At 59.3% G+C, this 18980-nt stretch carries 16 protein-coding genes; 6 read left to right on the plus strand and 10 right to left on the minus strand.

The annotated features are described in order from the left end of the window. The first annotated feature begins 174 nt into the window (after positions 1 to 174). Positions 175 to 543 carry an ArsR/SmtB family transcription factor gene (locus LEP6406_RS27045; protein WP_008313552.1) on the plus strand — a complete coding sequence of 123 codons (369 nt, stop codon included), beginning with the start codon at positions 175 to 177 and terminating at the stop codon, positions 541 to 543. 30 nt (positions 544 to 573) lie between these two features. On the opposite strand, the gene LEP6406_RS0207980 is transcribed toward LEP6406_RS27045, so the two are convergent. Further along, positions 574 to 1359: a DUF4058 family protein gene (locus LEP6406_RS0207980; protein ID WP_008313550.1), complete on the minus strand. Its 786-nt coding sequence runs from the start codon at positions 1357 to 1359 to the stop codon at positions 574 to 576. Between the two features lie 111 nt (positions 1360 to 1470). Between LEP6406_RS0207980 and LEP6406_RS27050 the strand changes: the two genes are divergently transcribed. Further along, complete coding sequence (locus LEP6406_RS27050; RefSeq protein WP_225886453.1) at positions 1471 to 1956, plus strand: NUDIX hydrolase; 486 nt, start codon at positions 1471 to 1473, stop codon at positions 1954 to 1956. Here the strand turns inward: LEP6406_RS27050 and ccsB are convergent. The 5 genes from ccsB to LEP6406_RS0208010 all read right to left on the minus strand — a co-directional run bounded on the left by ccsB (position 1953) and on the right by LEP6406_RS0208010 (position 6313). Next, the gene (gene ccsB / locus LEP6406_RS0207990; protein WP_008313546.1) at positions 1953 to 3014 is read right to left on the minus strand and encodes a c-type cytochrome biogenesis protein CcsB; all 1062 of its coding nucleotides are present in this window, start codon (positions 3012 to 3014) and stop codon (positions 1953 to 1955) included. The two genes, LEP6406_RS27050 and ccsB, sit on opposite strands and share 4 nt — an antisense overlap. Positions 3015 to 3120: 106 nt before the next feature. Then, positions 3121 to 4518, minus strand: coding sequence for an argininosuccinate lyase (gene argH / locus LEP6406_RS0207995; protein ID WP_008313545.1), 1398 nt, complete (start codon positions 4516 to 4518; stop codon positions 3121 to 3123). Positions 4519 to 4531: 13 nt separating this feature from the next. Then, positions 4532 to 4789: a hypothetical protein gene (locus LEP6406_RS27055; protein ID WP_008313544.1), complete on the minus strand. Its 258-nt coding sequence runs from the start codon at positions 4787 to 4789 to the stop codon at positions 4532 to 4534. A gap of 85 nt (positions 4790 to 4874) precedes the next feature. Continuing rightward, positions 4875 to 5642 (minus strand): 16S rRNA (guanine(527)-N(7))-methyltransferase RsmG, encoded by a 768-nt coding sequence (rsmG, locus tag LEP6406_RS0208005; protein WP_027268955.1) that lies wholly within the window; start codon positions 5640 to 5642, stop codon positions 4875 to 4877. A 17-nt stretch (positions 5643 to 5659) separates the two neighbouring features. Beyond that, positions 5660 to 6313 carry an ABC transporter ATP-binding protein gene (locus tag LEP6406_RS0208010; RefSeq protein WP_008313542.1) on the minus strand — a complete coding sequence of 218 codons (654 nt, stop codon included), beginning with the start codon at positions 6311 to 6313 and terminating at the stop codon, positions 5660 to 5662. Positions 6314 to 6671: 358 nt separating this feature from the next. Between LEP6406_RS0208010 and LEP6406_RS27060 the strand changes: the two genes are divergently transcribed. From LEP6406_RS27060 to LEP6406_RS0208030, 4 genes are all read left to right on the plus strand, one after another. Continuing rightward, on the plus strand, positions 6672 to 7643 hold the full coding sequence (locus LEP6406_RS27060) for a Sll0314/Alr1548 family TPR repeat-containing protein (RefSeq protein ID WP_008313541.1): 972 nt from the start codon (positions 6672 to 6674) through the stop codon (positions 7641 to 7643). A gap of 309 nt (positions 7644 to 7952) precedes the next feature. After that, positions 7953 to 9323 carry an 8-oxoguanine deaminase gene (locus LEP6406_RS0208020; protein WP_008313540.1) on the plus strand — a complete coding sequence of 457 codons (1371 nt, stop codon included), beginning with the start codon at positions 7953 to 7955 and terminating at the stop codon, positions 9321 to 9323. A 246-nt stretch (positions 9324 to 9569) separates the two neighbouring features. After that, entirely contained in the window at positions 9570 to 11102 is a 1533-nt protein-coding gene (gene dacB, locus LEP6406_RS0208025; protein WP_008313535.1) for a D-alanyl-D-alanine carboxypeptidase/D-alanyl-D-alanine endopeptidase, read from the plus strand. Between the two features lie 612 nt (positions 11103 to 11714). Then, a complete protein-coding gene (locus LEP6406_RS0208030; RefSeq protein ID WP_027268956.1) occupies positions 11715 to 14780 on the plus strand; it encodes a tetratricopeptide repeat protein in 3066 nt (1021 codons plus the stop codon). A gap of 565 nt (positions 14781 to 15345) precedes the next feature. Here LEP6406_RS0208030 and lpxB read toward each other — a convergent pair. The 4 genes from lpxB to lpxC form a co-directional block, all read right to left on the minus strand. Then, positions 15346 to 16554, minus strand: coding sequence for a lipid-A-disaccharide synthase (gene lpxB, locus LEP6406_RS0208035; RefSeq protein ID WP_027268957.1), 1209 nt, complete (start codon positions 16552 to 16554; stop codon positions 15346 to 15348). Positions 16555 to 16558: 4 nt separating this feature from the next. Further along, positions 16559 to 17404, minus strand: a complete 846-nt coding sequence (gene lpxA, locus LEP6406_RS0208040) for an acyl-ACP--UDP-N-acetylglucosamine O-acyltransferase (RefSeq protein WP_008312339.1) — start codon at positions 17402 to 17404, stop codon at positions 16559 to 16561. A 70-nt stretch (positions 17405 to 17474) separates the two neighbouring features. Then, entirely contained in the window at positions 17475 to 17996 is a 522-nt protein-coding gene (gene fabZ / locus LEP6406_RS0208045; protein WP_008312340.1) for a 3-hydroxyacyl-ACP dehydratase FabZ, read from the minus strand. A 77-nt stretch (positions 17997 to 18073) separates the two neighbouring features. After that, positions 18074 to 18961 (minus strand): UDP-3-O-acyl-N-acetylglucosamine deacetylase, encoded by an 888-nt coding sequence (lpxC, locus tag LEP6406_RS0208050; protein WP_008312342.1) that lies wholly within the window; start codon positions 18959 to 18961, stop codon positions 18074 to 18076. Positions 18962 to 18980 lie beyond the last annotated feature (19 nt).

An 18980-nucleotide genomic window follows, 5' to 3' on the forward strand; every position in this document is an offset into this window, starting at 1 on the left:
TCCCTAAGTGCCTGGAATCACTCTTTACTTATCACCTGATGTTCGCGGAATGATTGCTGTTATCGCCGGGTTGTTTTCCCTCGGGGCCTACAATTTCCATGAATTCCTCAATTCTGATACGACTGTTAAAATGGCAGGGATCATCTCTATCGCACACCTTTTGGAGCTAAATCTATGGAGCCCGTGCCCCCAGAGGTGCTTCAGCAGGTCGCGGCCTACTTCAGTATCTTGAGTGAGCCGATGCGGCTCAAAATTCTGAATGTATTGCGAGATGGTGAAAAATGCGTGCAGGATTTGGTGGAGGTTACCGCCACGAGCCAAGCCAATGTCTCGAAGCATCTAAAGGTAATGATGCAGGCGGGGGTGCTCTCCCGTCGAGCTGAGGGCACCTCTGCCTACTACAGCGTGTCCGATGACCTGACCTTTGAACTCTGTACCCTGGTGTGCGATCGCATTGCCACTCGTATTGAGCAGCAGGCCCAGTATTTCCGAGCCTTTAGCCTTACCCCCTTGAATGTCACCCAGGCCAAGGTCAAAGGATAGGGCAATGCAATGCAGTGCAGAAAGGCCATGCTAGGGCATCCGATCGCGATCGCAACAGCGGGCCAGCCAATCAGCATCTTCCCCTGTGAGGGGGGGAACGGGTTCTGCACTGTAATCAATCACGAGGTCGTAGCCCGACTGATCGTAAATTTCGTCTAACAAGGCTTTGAGGTTCACGATCGGCTCTGGGTCGCCCATTGCCAAGGGCAGGGGAAATGTAGGGATTGGGTCTTGTAAATTAAAGGCGTACAAACTGGCACGGGGACGTAGGGCACTAGCGCTGACCAAAATTCGATAGTGGGCTGCCAATGCTTCTGGGGCTTTCACCAGAGGCGACCACTGCCGGAGCAGGTCAATTTCCACAAAATTGGTGGCGCTGGCTAAAATCGTCTGGCACTTAGCGGCATAGGTGAGGCGGCCTTCCCCAGGACGCTTATTGGTGGGAGACAATACCTCTAATATGGTCACCACTTCACTGGTGGCGACCTCGCGGATCTCTAGATAACCTTGGCGGATGACCGCTGGCATGGGCAGTTCCACGTCAATGGGCTGGGCGATGGCAACGCCACGATCCATCACGGAGGCTATCCCCTGGTTAGCCCGTGCTGAGGTTTGCACCGCAACATCGGGAATGCCTAATAGCACAGAATCTTGGGTCGCGGTTTGATAGATGGCCTCTTCTACGACGACGCGATATTTGGGCCGCAGTTGGGAGCCTAGGCTGATGGCAATCGCGGTAATCAGACGATGGTGAAAATTGGGCCAAGAGCGGGGATGTTCCAGGTAGGGATCCATTCCGGGCAGGGGGGAGGGCATCTGCGACTCCTCTAGGGTGGCGTGGCGTTATTGTGGGGCTGGATTGTGGGGCTGGCGTTATTGTACGGGGCACAGGCACAGATGACTGAGGCGTGCAGAGAGGAAACAGATTTGGCGATCCATTCGGCGACAGATTTGGCGACAAATTCGGCGGAAGTTGCGATCGCGATTTTATTTCAGGGCAATCGCTTTTTAATGCAACTGCGGGACGACATTCCCACCATTGTCTATCCCGGCTACTGGACCTTTTTTGGGGGTCATGTAGAGCCGGGAGAATCGCCAGAGACAGGGGTATGGCGAGAATTGCAAGAGGAAATTGGCTATCAGCCCCCCTGGCTCAAGCGGTTTGAACGTCATGAAAACGGTGCGATTGTCCGCAATGTTTTCTATGGCCCCCTGACGGTTCCTGTGGAAGACCTCATCTTGGGGGAAGGGTGGGACTTGGGCCTGTGGACCGTAGAGGACATTCAACGGGGAGAACGCTACTCCGCCAAGGCACAGGGCGTAAAGCCCATTGGCCCACCCCACCAAGCCATTCTGCTGCGGTTCCTCAACACAGTCGGTACGGGTGATGGTGAAACTTTAGGTGAAGCCTAAAAGAACCAGCCGTAGCTGTGGAGTCCCTTGCCGAGGAGGTTGACCCCCAGATAGCACACCCACACCACGGCAAATCCAGAGGCCGCCAAGATGGCAGGACGGCGGCCCTGCCATCCCTTCGTAATCCGAGAGTGGAGATAGGCAGCAAAGACCAGCCAGGTAATCAGTGCCCAGGTTTCCTTCGGATCCCAGCTCCAGTAGGATCCCCAAGCTTCGTTAGCCCAGACCCCACCGGAAATAATGCCGATGGTCAAGAGGGGAAAGCCGAGGCCAATGATGCGGTAGCTGATGTTGTCTAGGGTGTCGGCCAGGGTCAAGCGCTGGGGAGAAAGCTTAAGGGTCGGAGCGGGATCAGCCGTGACAGCGACCTTCTCTAGGACAGCGGTAGAGGTGCCACCGTCGCTGTCACTGACTAGATTATGGGCCGGACTGCCACCATTTGCAGGACTCACGGAACTGATGGGGGCTAAATCCCCAACTGCTAGAGTCGCCGGAACGGAGGGGCGATTATGACGAAACCCACCTGTGCCGACGGAACTGCCCCGCAACTCCACCGCCTGCCCTCGGGTGACGACTAAAAACGCGATCGCAAGTAGCGCCCCCACCATCAGCGCCGCATAGCTGAGCAGCATGACACTGACATGCATCATCAGCCAATTGGACTTAAGGGCAGGCACCAGGGGCTCAGAATGCTGCATGGTATCCGGCAGGGAAATGGCGGCAAAGGCCGTCATCGCCATGACCACCGGAGCCGTCACGGTTCCCACCAGACGGCTTTGACTCATGCGCTCCGCCATCAAATGTACTGCTGTAATGCCCCAGGCCACGAAAAAGAGTGACTCGTAGAGATTACTCATGGGGAAATAGCCGCCCTCAATCCACCGCGCCACTAAAAGCGCCGCAATGGTCAGATTTGCGATCGCCATCCCAGCGGTCCCCAATCCCGGCAGAAACGACCACTGGGGAAACGCCGCCCCGATCCAATAGACCAGCACGGTCAAAAATAGAACGGCAAAGGATAGGTTGTCTAACCAACCCTGAAGCGATACGAGATCCATGGGCTCAGCGCTCATTCATGAAGGGCATTGCATTCTATCCTACCGAGAATACTGACCCGCAATGGGAAAACCAGAGGCTTTACAGAAACCCCTGGCTCTTCGTAGCTTAGGGGGGGGAGAGGGTTGCGTGCGCGATCGCAATTGCTGCCCTGACCTGATCAAAGCCCGTACCACCGAAACTGTTGCGGGCTGCCACCACCTGTTGGGGCGCGATCGCGGCGTAGATATCTGCCTCAAAGGCCGGGTGTAGCGCCTGCCATTCCGTTAGAGATAGATCCTTGAGCAACTTCCCCGCCGCTAGGGAAGTCCGCACCACTTGGCCCACCAGACCATAGGCTTCCCGGAAGGGCACCCCCTTCGCCGCCAGATAGTCCGCCACGTCCGTCGCATTGGAGAAATCCGAGGCCACCGCTGCCGCCAGCCGTTGGGGCCGAAAGGTAATGCCCTCGGCGACTAAGATGGTCATCGCCTCTAGGCAGGCTTTTACCGTCGCCACCGTATCAAACAGGGGTTCCTTGTCCTCTTGCAAATCCTTGTTGTAGGCCAGGGGCAACCCCTTCATCATCACCAGTAACCCCTGCAAATGACCAAAGACGCGCCCGGTTTTGCCCCGTACCAGTTCCGGGACATCGGGGTTTTTCTTTTGGGGCATGATGCTGGATCCGGTAGCGCAGCTATCGGTGAGGGAGATGAAGCCAAACTCCTCTGAGGCCCAGAGGATGATCTCCTCTGACAGGCGGGAGAGATGGACGAGAATTAAGCTGGCGGCACAGGTGAATTCAATGGCAAAGTCGCGATCGCTAACGCCATCCAAACTGTTGCGGTACAGATCCCCAAACCCCAGCAGTTCCGCCGCGTAGGCCCGGTCGATGGGAAAGGTGGTGCCCGCCAACGCCCCACAGCCCAGGGGGGAAATATTCACCCGTTTGGCCACATCCCCCAGACGATCCCAGTCGCGCTGGGTCATCTCGAAATAGGCCAGTAGGTGATGGGCCAGACTCACGGGTTGCGCCCGTTGCAGATGGGTATAGCCGGGAATCAGGGTTTCGACGTGCTGCTCTGCCTGGGTGATGAGGGCGGATTGGAACTGGCGCAGGGCAATGCGAATCTGGTCGATCTGGTCCCGCAGGTAAAGGCGGATATCGGTACCCACTTGGTCATTGCGCGATCGCGCCGTGTGCAGCTTTTTGCCCACATCCCCCACCAATTCCACTAAACGGTGCTCCACCGCAAAGTGAACATCTTCGTCTTCGATGTCGGGGGTAAACTGGCCCTGACGATATTCCGCACGAATTTTCTCTAACCCCTGCACCAGGATTTCTCCCTCCTCGGGGGTGAGGATGCCGGTTTTGGCCAACATGCGGGCATGGGCGACGGACCCGGTGAGGTCGTATTCCACTAGGGCAATGTCAAAACCAATGCTGGCGTTGAAAACTGCGATCGCGGGATGGAGCGCCGATTCAAATCTCTGGCTCCAGGCTTTGGGGGCGGAGGACGGGACCAAACTTCAAGGGCTCCTACTTATAGGTGGTCATGCTGCGGAACATGTAGCCCAGAACAACACCGATAATCAAGGCCCAGAGTTGACCCGAATCCACGAAGTTTTTGGCCATCGTGCCCAGATCTCCTAGGATGTCTTGGTCAAATTGCTGGGCTAGGACCACAGCCTGAGTTTGGGATAGGGGTGTTGCCTGAGCACCGAAACCCCCTCCGACCTGATCGGCTGGCCGGATGGATACAGGCGAGAGCATCACCAAGGAATTGGAGGACTGCATAGCCGAGAGGCTCCTCAGACAGGGGATAAGAATATGCCCAAAATATACACCAGCCCTCCCGCTTCCGGGGATGCGGACCACGACACTAGAGCGGCTTTTTAGCGGGCAGACCAGGTTGCCGGGGGAATTTGCCAGGGCTGGGACGGACCTTACGCAGGTAGACGCAATGGCGCATCCCCTCCGTCAGGGGAGTCTGCCAGGATTGCACCGCCGTCAGCTCGCCCCCCAACTGGGCGGCGACGCGCTCCACCGTAGCCTCCTCCTCTGGGGTCCATTGGCCTCGGTAGAGCACCGCCATGCCCCCCACCCGCACTAGGGGTAGGCCATACTCCACACAGGGGCTCACTGGCCCCACCGCCCGCAGTAGGGCTAGGTCGTACTTCCCCCGGTGGTGAGGACGATGACCGAGGGATTCTGCCCGATCTGCGATCGCCCGCACCTGGGTCAGCCCCATCTCCAGAGCCAGTTCCTCCAGAAACCGGATTTTCTTCTGGGTGGCATCTAGCAGGGTAATGGTCCAATCGGGATATGCGATCGCGGCAGGCAACCCCGGAAACCCCGCCCCAGTGCCAATATCGATCACCTGGGCGATGGTCACAGACTGCGCCCAATCTGGCCTCTGGTCTGACCCATCGCCCTTCCCTAGCCAAGGCCAGAGTCCACTGAGAGAATCCCACAGATGCTTTTCCCAAAAGTCATCTGGCTCCGTCAGGCGGGTGAGGTTGATCTGCTCATTACCCGCCAAAATCCCTTGATAGAGGGCCTGGAATTGTGCCCATTGGGCATCTCCAGGTTGCCAGCCTAGGGTGCTCTGCCAGATCTCATCCCGTCGCGCCAGTCCAGTTATCGCCATTTGTAATGTCATTTTTGTTAAGCCACCTCCACCGGGGCCGTTTTTTCGAGGGGAATCAGTTCCCCCTGGTGCAGTTGCCAGACCCGATCCGCCAAACCCATCAGTTCGCTCGTGTCGTGGGAGACCACCAGTAGGCTCCACTCTTTTTTGAGTTGGCGCAACAGGGTGATCAACTGCTGGCGCATTGACCAGTCCAGTCCCGCCGTGGGTTCATCCAACAGCAGCAGGTAGGGCTGGCGAATGAGTTGCACCGCTAGGGCAAGGCGGCGCTGTTGTCCCCCACTGAGGGCGTAGGGTTCTGACTTCAGGGAGAGGTGGTCAAGGCCCACGGACCCTAGGGCGGCATGAATGCGATCTAGGGTGAGTTCGGGATGACCCAGGCGCAGTTCTTCCAGAATGTTGTGGCCACAAAAGTGGCGCTCGGGAAACTGAAACACCAGCCCCGCCAACTGTTGCAGGGCTTCAGGTGTAAGCACCTGTTGCCGCCAGCACACCGTACCCGAGGTGGGATAGGCCAAGCCCGACAGGATCTCCAGTAGGGTGGTTTTCCCGGAACCGCTCGGCCCCACCACCAGCCCCATTTCCTGGGGGGCTAGCTCTAGGTTGATGCTTTTGAGAATGGGGTCGGGACTGGCGGCAGGATGGTAGACCAGATCGTTCAGATAGAGCATTCGCTAAGGACAGTCAGTTTCTGGGAACTGGTTTTGGGAACTGGTTTTGGGAACTGGGAATTTGAAATCCCGATTTCAGATCGGAACCTGTATTAAACCTACCTGGAATTCATCGTCGATGGGTGGGCTCACCCTATCAGGGGCTACGAGGGGGGGTCGGGAACCCTCCCTGATCAACCTCGTCCCATCAGGTATAGCGTGATACGGGCACTGGGAAGCCGCTGGCCAACCCAGCCTAGATTCCTGGCCTAGAGATCTACTGGTCTAGAGATCTACTGGTTTAGAGATCTAATGTTGACCTTTAATTCTGTTGACCTTTAATTCAATCCAGACCGCACATTAGCACCACACATTAGCTATGACACATTCCATCTCTTCATTGCGTTCTCCCCAGCGCCCTGGGCGGCGCTTCTGGCAACGGGTGGGCCTGCTCTTGGTGGGGGCCAGCACCGTGGTGCTCCAGTTCGGCAACCTGCCCGCCTGGGCCGGAGATCCCTTCCGCCCCCAGAATCCCAGCCCCACCATTGGCGATGGCACCGAAGCCGCCTTCTACAAAATGTTTCGAGATGGGGACTACGTTGAGGCTCGGGCCATCCTGATGGCAGCCCGAGGGGAAGACAGTGACCCCCTCTACCACGCCATGATGGCCTCCATGGCCTATCTAGACCAGGATTGGACAACCTTGCTCAGTCGCGCCCAATCCACCCAGCAGGCGGCAAACGCCCTCATTAACGGGGCTGACCCGCTGCGGGGGCATCTCTATGCTGCCGTAGGCATTTTCCTAGAAGGAGCCCATCACCTCCGCACCGTCGGTGTGGCCCGAGGCACCCCCCGCGCCCTATCTATGTTGCAACAGGTTTTTGACCACTTGGATAAAGCCGAGGAGATTAATGCCAATGATCCAGAGCTGAGTTTGCTCAAGGGCTTTATGGATCTGCTGCTGGCGGTGAACCTCCCCTTTGCCAACCCTGAAACTGCGATCGCGCGGTTAGACAACTATGGCGCACCAGACTATGTTGCCCAGCGGGGAATTGCCATTGGCTATCGAGATTTAGGGCAACATGACCGAGCTTTGCGGGCGGTAGACCGCGCCCTCACCGCCGTGAATAACGCCGTCCCCGGTGAGGACAACACGAATCCGGAACTGCTGTACCTGAAAGCACAAATTCTGGCGGGACTCCAACGTTATAGCGACAGCCAGGAGTATTTCGCCCAAGCCCTGGAATATGCCGATCAGCTCCCCAATGAACTAGCGACTCGGATCGAATGGGAGTACTGCGTCGTGCAGGGCACCCCCGTCGGCACCTGCTCCGCCAACGCCGGATACTAGTGCTCAGACCATTAATGATTGACGGGTGACCGACATCCTGGAGTTTAGTTGGGGTTAACTTTTGAGGGTCTTCGACCCGTCAAGATTTTCCTGGCGGAACACCAGACCAATTTAAGGGCGAAATTCTAGGATCTCTTAGGCCATCCGGGGCCACCATCCCTAGATATATTCCCCCAATAGCGGTACCACAGAGGTCATGGGGATGGAAAACCACCCATGACCTTTTTCTTCGATTGTCTGCCTAGCATAAACAGACGAACTAGACTTCTCTGGAGGAAAATAAACAGATTCATCTATCGGGTGCACCCCATGTCTACCTTGCTGGTCACAAACATCCACACCCTGGTCACCATGGATGATGGTCAACGGGAAGTTCGGCGAGGGGCGTTGTGGGTGCGGGACAACGTGATCGAGCAGGTGGGGACACCAGACGAGCTACCAGACAGCGCCGATGAAGTTCTGGATTTGCGCGATCGCCACATAGTCCTTCCTGGCCTCGTCAACACCCATCATCACTTTTTTCAAACGCTGACCCGAGTCGTACCGGGAGCGCAAAATCAGGAACTCTTTGGCTGGCTCACCACGTTGTATCCCCTTTGGGCCAATCTCACCGCTGAGATGCTAGCAGTAGCGGCACAGGTAGCGGCAGCAGAGCTAATCCTCTCCGGTTGTACCACCGCCAGCGACCACCATTACCTTTTTCCCAATGACTGCACCCTGGATGCGGAGATCGAAGCCGTTCAGGCCACAGGGCTAAGGTTCCACGCCTGCCGGGGCAGCCTCAGCGTTGGGGTCAGTCAGGGTGGCCTCCCCCCGGATAATGTGATTGAAACTGAGAAGGCTATCCTCAAGGACACCCAGCGACTCATTGAGCAGTACCACGATCGCGATCGCTACGCCATGACCCGCCTCGTGGTGGCCCCCACCTCCCCCTTTTCTGTCACCCAGGATCTCATGCGGGAGTCAGCAGCCCTGGCCCGCGCCTATCCCAAAGTGCGTCTCCACACCCACTTGGCGGAAAACAACAACGACGTGAACTACAGCCTGGAGAAATTTGGCCTCACCCCCGGTGACTATGCCGAGTCCGTAGGTTGGCTGGGGGAAGACGTGTGGCATGCCCACTGCGTCAAACTCTCGGATCGCTGCATCCACCAATTTGGCCAAACTGGCACCGGGGTCGCCCACTGTCCCTGTAGCAACATGCGCCTTGGCAGCGGTGTCGCCCCCCTCCGCACCATGCTTAACCAGGGGGTTCCCGTGGGTCTAGGGGTAGACGGCTCCGCTTCTAATGACGCTAGCCATCTGCTCCAGGAAGCCCGCATGGCCCTGCTCCTAGCCCGTGTGCGGGATGAGGATGCGGCGGCCCTGACGGCTCGGGAAGCGCTGCACATCGCTACCCGAGGTGGGGCACGGGTGCTGGGACGGGATGATATTGGAGTCCTGGCCCCCGGTATGGCCGCTGATTTTATTGCGGTGAATTTGGATCAGGTGGCCTTTGCCGGGGCTTGGCATGATCCCGTTGCTGCTTTGCTGTTTTGCACTGTGCCTCAGGTGGACTACAGCTTCATCAATGGGCAACGGGTCGTCGATCAGGGCCACCTCACCACCCTGGATCTTCCCAACTTGATCGAACGCCACCGCCATTTAGCTCAGCGGTTGGTGAATGTAGGGGATGCCTAAGGCATGGCGCGATAAGGAAAACGCTGCTTTGCGTTTATAGCGGTTCCCTAATGGATGAGGTACAGCTCAACTTGATGGTAATTCGGGGCACAAGGGGCTTAAGCCCCTTGCCTGTACTTAACCCGAGTGAGAAGCGCTATAAGTTGGTACTAGTGTAGGGAGAACTGTGCGCCCCTACCGTGGCCGTACTGGATTGAGATAAATACCGCTATATGCTCATGGCATGGGCGTAAGGCAGGAAAAGGAATGACAGGGGACAAGGGTTCTGTCGCAGGCGGGTTGGCTCAAGGGTCGGCGAACCAGAGGCCAGGGAAAGCTCAGCGATTTTTCCGGGGGCTCTTGGGGGGGCTGATATGCAGTGGGGGGATAGCAACGCCCGCCCTGGCCCTGTGCCCTGCCGATCTCCCCGCCGCCGTTGAGGCGGTGACGGCGCGGCCCGAAATGGCGCGATCGCGGTTGGGCCTCCAGGTCGCGACCCTGGATGGGTCAGTGGTGTACGAGCGGGAGAGCGACCGCTTCTTTGTGCCCGCCTCGACCCTGAAGTTGCTGACCACAGCGGCGGTGCTGACTCACCTGGGGCCGGACTACCAGATTCGGACCTCTGTTCACGGAGTCGTGAATGGGACCGGGCTAACGCCGCTGCGGGTGGTGGGGCGGGGAGATCCCAGCTTTACCAGCGAGGACTTAGGGGATCTGGCCCAGCAACTCCGGGGGCAGAATCTGGGCATGATTCCCCAGCTCATTGGCGATGAGAGCGCCTTCCCCGGCAGCGCCATCAACCCCAACTGGGAATGGGAGGATGTGCAGGCGGGCTATGGAGCCGCCGCTAATGCCCTGATTCTCAATGGCAATGCCCTGGGGCTGGCCCTCGTGCCCCAAGCCGTGGGGCAGCCCTTGCAGGTGGTGTGGGACAACCCCGCCCTGGGGGCAATTTGGCAGGTGGAAAATCGTTCCCGGACAGTGGCAGCGGGGCAGTCGGAGTCGGTCACCCTGGGTCGAGCCTTGGATCGCCCCCTGCTACGGGTAGGGGGCCAGTTGGTGGTGGGCTCTCGTCCCGCGAGAACCGCGATCGCGATTCCCAATCCTGGAGAAGCCTTTTTGAGGGAATTTCGCCAAACGCTTCAGGATCAAGGACTTCAGGTCGGCACAACGGTAGTCACCCCAATTCCGACCCCCTCCCTACCCCCAGAACTGGCGGCGGTAGTGTCGCCGCCCCTCTCAGCCCTGCTCATACCGACCAACCGCAGCAGCAACAATCTCTACGCCGAAGCATTGCTGAAGCAGTTGGGCCGAGACCAAGTATCGCCGCCCCATCCTCAGGCGGACTGGGGTGAGGAAACTGAGGATGTTACCGAGGTCAGCTTGGAGATAGCCCAGCACCTACTGGCGGATCTGGGGGTAGACCCTGAAACCATCGTCATGGTGGATGGCTCCGGCCTTGCCCGCAAAAATCTGGTTACCCCAGCCGCCTTGGTCACCGTCCTCCAAGCCATGGCGCGATCACCCTATGCTGCTGTCTACCGCGACTCCCTAGCGGTGGCGGGGGTCAACGGCACCCTGGGCAATCGCCTGCGGGATACCCCCGCAGCGGGGCGACTCTGGGGTAAATCCGGAGCCCTCAGCCGCAACTTTGCCCTAGCGGGCTATCTAGATCCCCCCAACCACGAGCCCCTCGCTTTCGCCGTGATCATCAACAACATTGACCAACCCGGCTCAACGGCCCGACAGATCATCGACACCATTGTGGTCGCCTTGGCTGAGTTGGAATCCTGTGGCTAGAGGTTTTGTTCGCCGATAGGGGTGATGGGGTGATGGGGTGTATAGCCTAACGGCATTCAAGAAAGGCGTTGGCGAAGCCACTCCCTGGGAGTTAGCCTGCCCGGAGGGCTTAGGGGTGATGGGGTGATGGGGTGTTTTCTGGTGCCCTGGCTCTGCCTGGGTACATCCGTCGGAGGCTCTGCCTCCCCTGTTTTCGTAGGGGCAATCCCTTGCTTGCCCTGAGCGGAGCCTTCCCGGAGGGAATAGGGCTTGTTCTGAGCGGAGTCGAAGGATGGTTGCCCTTGTAGCCGGATGATAGGTGACAGGTGATAGGAATTTTGAGTTTTGAATTGCCCGTAGGGGCGCGGTTTCCGCGCCCAATGCAGGACGTGACGGGTGACAGAACCGTAGGGTGGGCTTTGCCCACCTATCCAGGCATCGCTTACCAATCTGGGTAGTGGGCTGTTGGCGAAATCTACCTGCCGTCACCTACTGGCGGGGAAGGTGCCCTCAAACGCTCCCCAGTCCCAAAAAAGGGGGGGGATCCGCCATAATGGCGGTGATTGTGCCCTGGGGGTGCAGAGCAGTATTTTTTGATGCGGTATTTTTCAACGCGGTACTTAACCCATTGCCATGGTGATTCTGCATATTGATCTGCACCAGGGGCCGGATGAATCTACGGCGGTGCTGCGCTATGGCTGGGAAAACCTGAACCAGTTCCAGCGCCGCACGCTGCCCCTGGGGGCGATCGCGGATCTGGTCGCCGCCAGCGAGGCTACCTACTACACCGCCTACAATCAACTCACGCTGGGGGATCTGGTTAGCGCGGGGCAGCAGCTTTACCGCTGGCTGGATGGGGCCGATCGCTGGCTGACCCAAACCCTAGCCACTGCCCCGCCCCAGGGGAACCGGGCCATTGGACTGGCGATCGCCACCGCTGGCGCGCTGGCCCATGTGCCCTGGGAACTGCTCCACGATGGAGAGGACTTTTTGGCCACGAAGGTGCGCCCGGTGGTGCCGCTGCGCTGGTGTGGCGGCAGCGCCCCCATGCCCCGGCCCCTGACCCTGACGGACAGGCCCCAAAACCGGGCTCTGACGGCCCTATTTATGGCCACGGCCCCCACCGCGCCGGGGGTGAGCGAGCTGAGCTATGAACAGGAGGAGGCCCAGATTCTCCAGGCCACGGCGCGGCAGCAGATCGCTCTCCAGGTGGAGGAGAGCGGCTGTTTAACGGAACTGCGCTATCTCCTGGCCAGCTATCCGCCGGAGGGGTTCCCCGATGTGATCCATTTCTCTGGTCATGCGGGCCACGGGGCGCGGGGGCCGATTTTTCTGACGGAGACGGAAACGGGGGATCTGTGGGAGGCGACGGCGGCGGATATCGGTGAGGCGTTGCAATTTCGCTGGCCGTCCCTGTTGTTTTTGTCCGGTTGTCGCACCGGGGAGCGCATGGCCCAGGGGGCGGTGCCCTCCCTGGCGGAGGCGTTGATTGCCCAAGGGGCGGGGGCGGTGCTGGGCTGGGGCCGTCCGGTGCTGGATCGGGATGCGATGTGGGCGGCGGCGGCACTCTATGGGGGACTGGCGGAGGGGCTGGGCCTGCTGGAGGCCCAGAGCCGCACAGTGCGGGCCTTGCTGAAGGCGAAGGCGCGGGACTGGCATTTACTGCGGCTCTATGTCGGGGCCACCGTGCCGGGAGCCTTGGTCACCCCCCTGCGGACGCGGGGCCGGAAACGAGCCCCCCAGCCCACCGTGACCACGGAATTTCTGGACGGGGCGGGCAATGTCAAGGTGGCCAGCCGGGAGAGTTTCGTCGGGCGGCGGCGACCCTTGCAGCACTGCCTGCGGGTGCTGCGCGACCCCAGCGACCCCCGGTTGGGGGTGTTGATTTGGGGCCTGGGGGGCCACGGCAAAAGCAGTTTGGCGGCACGGCTGGGGGATCGCCTGCCGGAGTTCCAGCGCCTGGTGTGGGTGGGCAGGGTGGATGAGCCCACCTTGGTCAGCCAGTTGGCCAATGCCCTGGATCAGCCCGCCCTGCGCCCTACCCTGCTGGCGGATGATGAAGACCTGAAATATCGCCTGCGGCGGGTCTTTCGACAATTGCTGGACTTGCCCCAGCCGCCCCCGCCCTTCTTGCTGGTGCTGGATGATTTTGAGCAAAACCTGGAGGCGGATTGTCGCACCCTGAAGCCAGCAGCGGCGGCGGTGTTGACAGCCCTGGTCACCGCCATCACCGAGGCCCATGCCCCCCACCGCCTGATCCTCACCTGCCGCTATGAATTCGACTTTGCCCTCAGCTCCAAGCTGGCGTTGCAACCCCTGGGCCAAATGCAGGGGGCGGAACTGACCAAAAAATGTGCCCAGCTACCGGGCTTTATGACCCAAACCCAAGAAGACCCCGCCGCCCCCCAGCGGCGACAACGGGCCTTGGCCCTGGCGGATGGCAACCCCCGCCTGTTGGAATGGCTGGATAAGCTCTTGCAGGCCACCCTGGAACCGGGACTGGATCTGGATCAGATTTTGGCGCGGCTGGAGGCGCTGGAGCAGGATCAGGGGGAACTGCGGCAGCAGGTGCTAGCGGCGACCCTGCTGGATCAGATGGATGCCCCCCTGGGGCAGATGCTGCGCCGGGGGCTGCTGTTTCTGCTGCCCGTCCCCCTGGCGGTGCTGGGCCAGGTCTGCACCGACATGCCTGGGTTTGAGGGCTTGGTGGCGCGGGCCTTGCGCCTGGGCCTCCTGGAAACCACCCCCCCCCACCCCGACCCCACAGATCCGACCCTCTTAGTACGGGTACCCCGTGTGCTGCCCTTGACCGCCCCCCCGGAACCGGCACTGGCGGCGGCAGCGGCCCAGGCGCTCTATGGCATCTGGTGGCAGGGGCAGCGGGGCACAGAGGCCCAGCAGTTGGAGGTGCATCGCTTGGCCCTGGCGGGACAGGTGGGGGAGGTGGCGGCGGAGATTGCGGATGTGGTGGCGCGAGGGTGGAATAGTCGCAGCCGCTTTCGGGAAGTGGTTCACCTCTGCAAGAACACTTTGCGGCTTGTCGAGGATTACCGGGTTTATCAGCGATTGGCCTGGGCCGAGGATGATCTAGGGGATCGGGAAAAGTGTTTGCAGCATTATCAACAAGCCCTGGATCTCTGTCCTGAAGAGGATGAGGAAATTAAAGCTTCGATTTTGCACAACACTGCGGTTGTCAAAGCGAATCAGGGGGATGTGGCAGGGGCGATCGCCCTCTACCAGCAGTCCTTAGAAATCAAAGAGCGCATCGGCGATGCCCAGGGCAAAGCCGCCACCCTGCACCAAATGGCCATCCTCAAAGCGAATCAGGGGGATGTAGAAGGTGCGATCGCACTCTACCAGCAGTCCTTAGAAATCCAAGAGCGCATCGGCAATGCCCAGGGCAAAGCCGCCTCCCTGCACCAAATGGCCATCCTCAAAGCGAATCAGGGGGATGTAGAAGGGGCGATCGCCCTCTACCAGCAGTCCTTAGAAATTGAAGAGCGCATCGGCAATGCCCAGGGCAAAGCCATCTCCTTGGCGACATTAGGCAATTTATTGGTCAAGCAAAAAGGAGACTTCACCACCGCCATCCCCTACCTAGAAGAATCCCTGGCCATCCTGCAACGCATCGGCTCCCCCAGTGCCGCCACTGTTCAAAGGATGATCGACAATGCCCGCGCCCTGATGCCGCCGCCATAACCCAGCGGTGCATTGCTTCGCGTGGGCGAAGCCGCGCCTTAGCGCTATGCACCCTACGTTCAATCAATATCGATGGCTGGTAGGGTGCATTCGCGGCACCAACATTCCTTGTGAATTCGGGACCAACCCGCTTAGCCGCAATGCACCACCCTGGGTCTCGTTCCTCGACCCAGCCTACGAAATTCCGGGAAAATCCCCCTGGATACAGCCATGGTCCGCTAGAGCCTCAGACACCAGAGGCACTAGTGCTCTGTCAGCCCTAATTTTGTGGGTATGCCTGTTCTTGGCATGACATCCTTACGGTGCATTGCTTCGCGAATGCACCCTACGGCACCCACAAATATGCGTTTGACAGACCACTAGCGCCTCCGGCAAATCAGGCGGCAAGACTGGTGGAACGGACTCGCCCCCCTATCTCCAGCCCAGCTCCTAGTCCATTTTTAATGGACTTAAGCCTGTTAGCCGGGAATTTTGAATTCCCGGCGGGGTGACAGCGCTGATACCGAATTGACGTTAGAACAAGGACACGTTTCCCTACTGTGATGTGGCCGAGGGAATGATGGAGCTAGGAGATGGCTTCTGGAGAGCGGGCCTGGGCGAGGAGCAATTGGGCGGCGCGATCGCAAGCTCCGGGTTCCCCCAGAATTTGACGCAATCGCCCATAGTCCGCCTGCATTTGGGCGCGGGCGGTGGGATCCTTCAGGAGAGTGAGCACCGCATCGGCGAGGGCGGTGGGGGTCGCCTGCCACTGGATATATTCCGGCACAATGCCTTCCTCTAGGACCAAATTAACAGGGGAGACAAAGGGCGCTTTGAGCTTGAGCAGGTAGTAGGCAATGCGGGCGGTGATGGGGTTGAGGCAATAGGTCACCACCTGGGGCACATTCATCAGGGCGATTTCCAGATTGACGGTGCCGGATTTGGTCAGGGCGACATCTGCTGCCGCGATCGCGGCTTGGGTATCCTGATCTACCAGCGTCGCAGTGAGGCCAGAATCTGCGATCGCGGCGGCAAGACCCGCCTTTAGGGCAGGGCGAGACAGGGGAACCAAAAACTTCACCTGGGGATCCGTCGCCTGAATGAGCTTAGCGGCAGCCAGAATCGGGGGCAGCACCCGGACCATTTCCTGACCACGGGAAGCAGGCACCAAGACAACCACTTTATCTTCTGGCTTCAGACCCAACTGTTGCCGAGCCTGGAGCGGATCGGGCGGCGGCGAAAAGCGATCCAATAGGGGGTGACCGACCCAGGTGATCTGGGCACCAAACTCTCGGTAGTAGGTTGCCTCCTGGGGAAAAATAGCCAGCATTTGATCCGCGATCGCGACCAAGGCTTCCGTATCCTTCCGATTTATAGCCAAGACCCACTGATGGGGAGAGATGTAGTAGGCGGTGTCCACATGGGGCAGAGCACGGCGCACAAACTTACCCAGACTCAGGTTTGGTCCCATATAGTCGATATAGACGACTAAATCCGGTGGGTTGAGACCCAGATACTGACGGGCCTGCCCCTGAAACCGGAGGGCGGGAATTAAATAGGGCAGGGCCTCAAAAATGCCCACAGAGCCAACGGCGGTGGTATCGCCCAATAGGGTCGCCCCCGCTGCGGCCATGCGATCACCCCCTAGGGCAGTGATTTCCAAGGGAATCCCCAGGATCTGGGCCTGCCGGTAGAGCGCCTGAACCAATAGGGCACCCTGGAGATCGCCAGACACCTCCCCCGTGCTGATAAAAATTTTGAGAGGTTGGGACGGGGCCGCAGGCGTTAGGGTCAAAGCGCTATTCCCCATCCTCAGCAGAGCCTCCCCCCAGCCGCCGCCCCGGCGTGGGGCCGCGCCGCCCAGACTGCTGGGACGACGCCTTGAGAAAGCGTTGGAGATGGCGCACATGGTCATTATCGGGCCAGCGATCTAGGGCGCTCAAAGCATCCTTTAGGGGCAGGTGGGAGCGATAGAGCAGACGGTAGGCTTCCTTTAGTTCTCGGTAGGCTTGGCCACCGTTGCTTCGGGTTAGCCCTGCCCGCTTCAGCCCCACCAAATTGAGCCCCCGCACTCGGCAGGGATTGCCCTCGACCACGGTGTAGGGGGGCACATCGCGATCAATGCGACTCATACCCCCCACCATGGCAAAGCGACCAATGTGGACAAATTGGTGAATTCCTAAGACACCGCCAATGACGGCATTGGACTCTACCTCAACATGGCCCGCCAGGGAAACGGCATTGGCAATGATGACCTGGTTGCCCAGGATACAGTTGTGGGCAACGTGAACGTAGGCCATCAGCAGGTTGTTGTCCCCAATGCGGGTGACTTCCCCCGCTTGGGTGGCGCGGTTGATGGTGACGTATTCTCGGATGCGGTTGTTGTCCCCAATTTTGACCAGGCTGACGGAGCCGTCGTACTTCAAATCTTGGGGTTCAATGCCAATAGCCGCTCCGGGGAAAATTTGGTTGCGGGCACCGATTTCGGTGTAGCCATCTAGGACTACGTGGGCACCGATTTCGGTTTCCGGTCCCACAGTGACCTTTTCCCCAATCACCGAGTAGGGACCAACCCTGACACTGGAATCCAGTGTTGCTCCAGGATGAATCACAGCCGTTGGATGGATCAGCGTAGTCAAGGACATGCCTCCGGAGACCAGAGTAGGGGTAGAGTGCAAGATACGGGGGACGCGATCGCGGTTCTAATCAACAGGTCTAATCCACAACGGAGAACATCAAGTCTCCTTCACAGGCCAGTTGGCCCTCCACCTCAGCCCGAGCCTTCATTTTGCCAAAGCGTTTACGCTTGATGGTCAGCAACTCCACCGTGATCACCAATTGATCTCCTGGCACCACGGGGCGACGGAACCGGACCTTATCTATGCCCGCAAACAGGCATAGGCCGCTGACGCCAGGAATTTGGGTCAGGACAATGCCCCCCACCTGAGCCATGGCCTCCACAATCAGCACCCCCGGCATAATGGGCCGTCCGGGAAAATGGCCTTGAAAGTGGGGCTCATTAAAGGTGACATTCTTGAGGCCCACCGCCTTTTCTCCCGGTACATAGTCCAGAATGCGGTCCACCAGCGCAAAGGGATAGCGGTGGGGCAAGAGGGCTTGAATTTCCTCTAGGGTAAAGGTGGTTTTAACCGCCGGGGCGGGACCATTGGTGATGGAGTCGGGGGCCGCTATGGCTACCATATCCTGGGGTGAGTTCGGATTTACCACTGTGGTCATCAATTACGTCAGCCATTGAGAGAACTGGGCGTTAGATTGGCCCAAAACCTCCCCAATTGTCCCACTAGAGGGGTTTCCTAGCCAGTCGCTATCCCTTGAGCAATGGCCTGAGCTAGCCGACCATGGAGGCCATGGCTGGCTTTGTAGGCAATCACATGGGCCTTGGGCAAACAACCCAGGAGGCTTAGATCCCCCACCAGATCCAGCAGTTTATGGCGAGCAGGTTCATTGTCAAAGCGCAGGGGTGGATTTACCCAGCCCTCGCGATCGCACACTAGAGCATTTTCCAAACTGCCCCCCTGGATTAATCCCTGGCGGCGAAGAGCTTCCACTTGGTAGGCCAGACCAAAGGTGCGGGCCGGAGCGACGGTGTCGGCAAAGGCCGCGTCCACCGGAGACCAGCTATGCCATTGATTCCCGATCGCCGCGACCTCAAAGTCAATGCCGTAGGTAAACCTCGGGTGGGACGCAGGTATTGCCATCACAAAGGCGTCTCCCTCTTGCACCTGAATCGGGCTAGACACGACCAGAGTGGGGCGGGCTACCGTCTGGTGAGCCAACCCCGCCGCCGCGATCGCGGTCGCCCAGGGTTGAGCCGAACCATCCAGCAAGGGAATCTCCGGGCCATCCACCTCAATGTAGGCATTGTCCACCCCACTGGTGACTAGGGCTGCCAGCAGATGCTCCACCGTGCGGACAGTGGCCTCCCCTTGGGTGAGTTCCGTAGACAGGAGCGTCTTGCCCAGGTGATCAAGGGTGGCGGGAATTTGGGGGGCGGTGGGCAGATCGGTGCGGATAAAGACCCGCCCCGTTTGTTCCGGCGCAGGTAACACCCGCACCTGAACGGGGACTCCCGAATGAAGTCCTACCCCCCGTTGCTCAAACCCCGAGACCAGGGTCGCCTGGAGATCGGCGATGTCAGTCCCTGGCGACACTGGTGTGGTCTGTACCCCAGAAGTCATCATGAGAATGTTCCAGCTAAGT

The organism is Leptolyngbya sp. PCC 6406, from assembly GCF_000332095.2.
GTDB lineage: Bacteria > Cyanobacteriota > Cyanobacteriia > Phormidesmidales > Phormidesmidaceae > PCC-6406.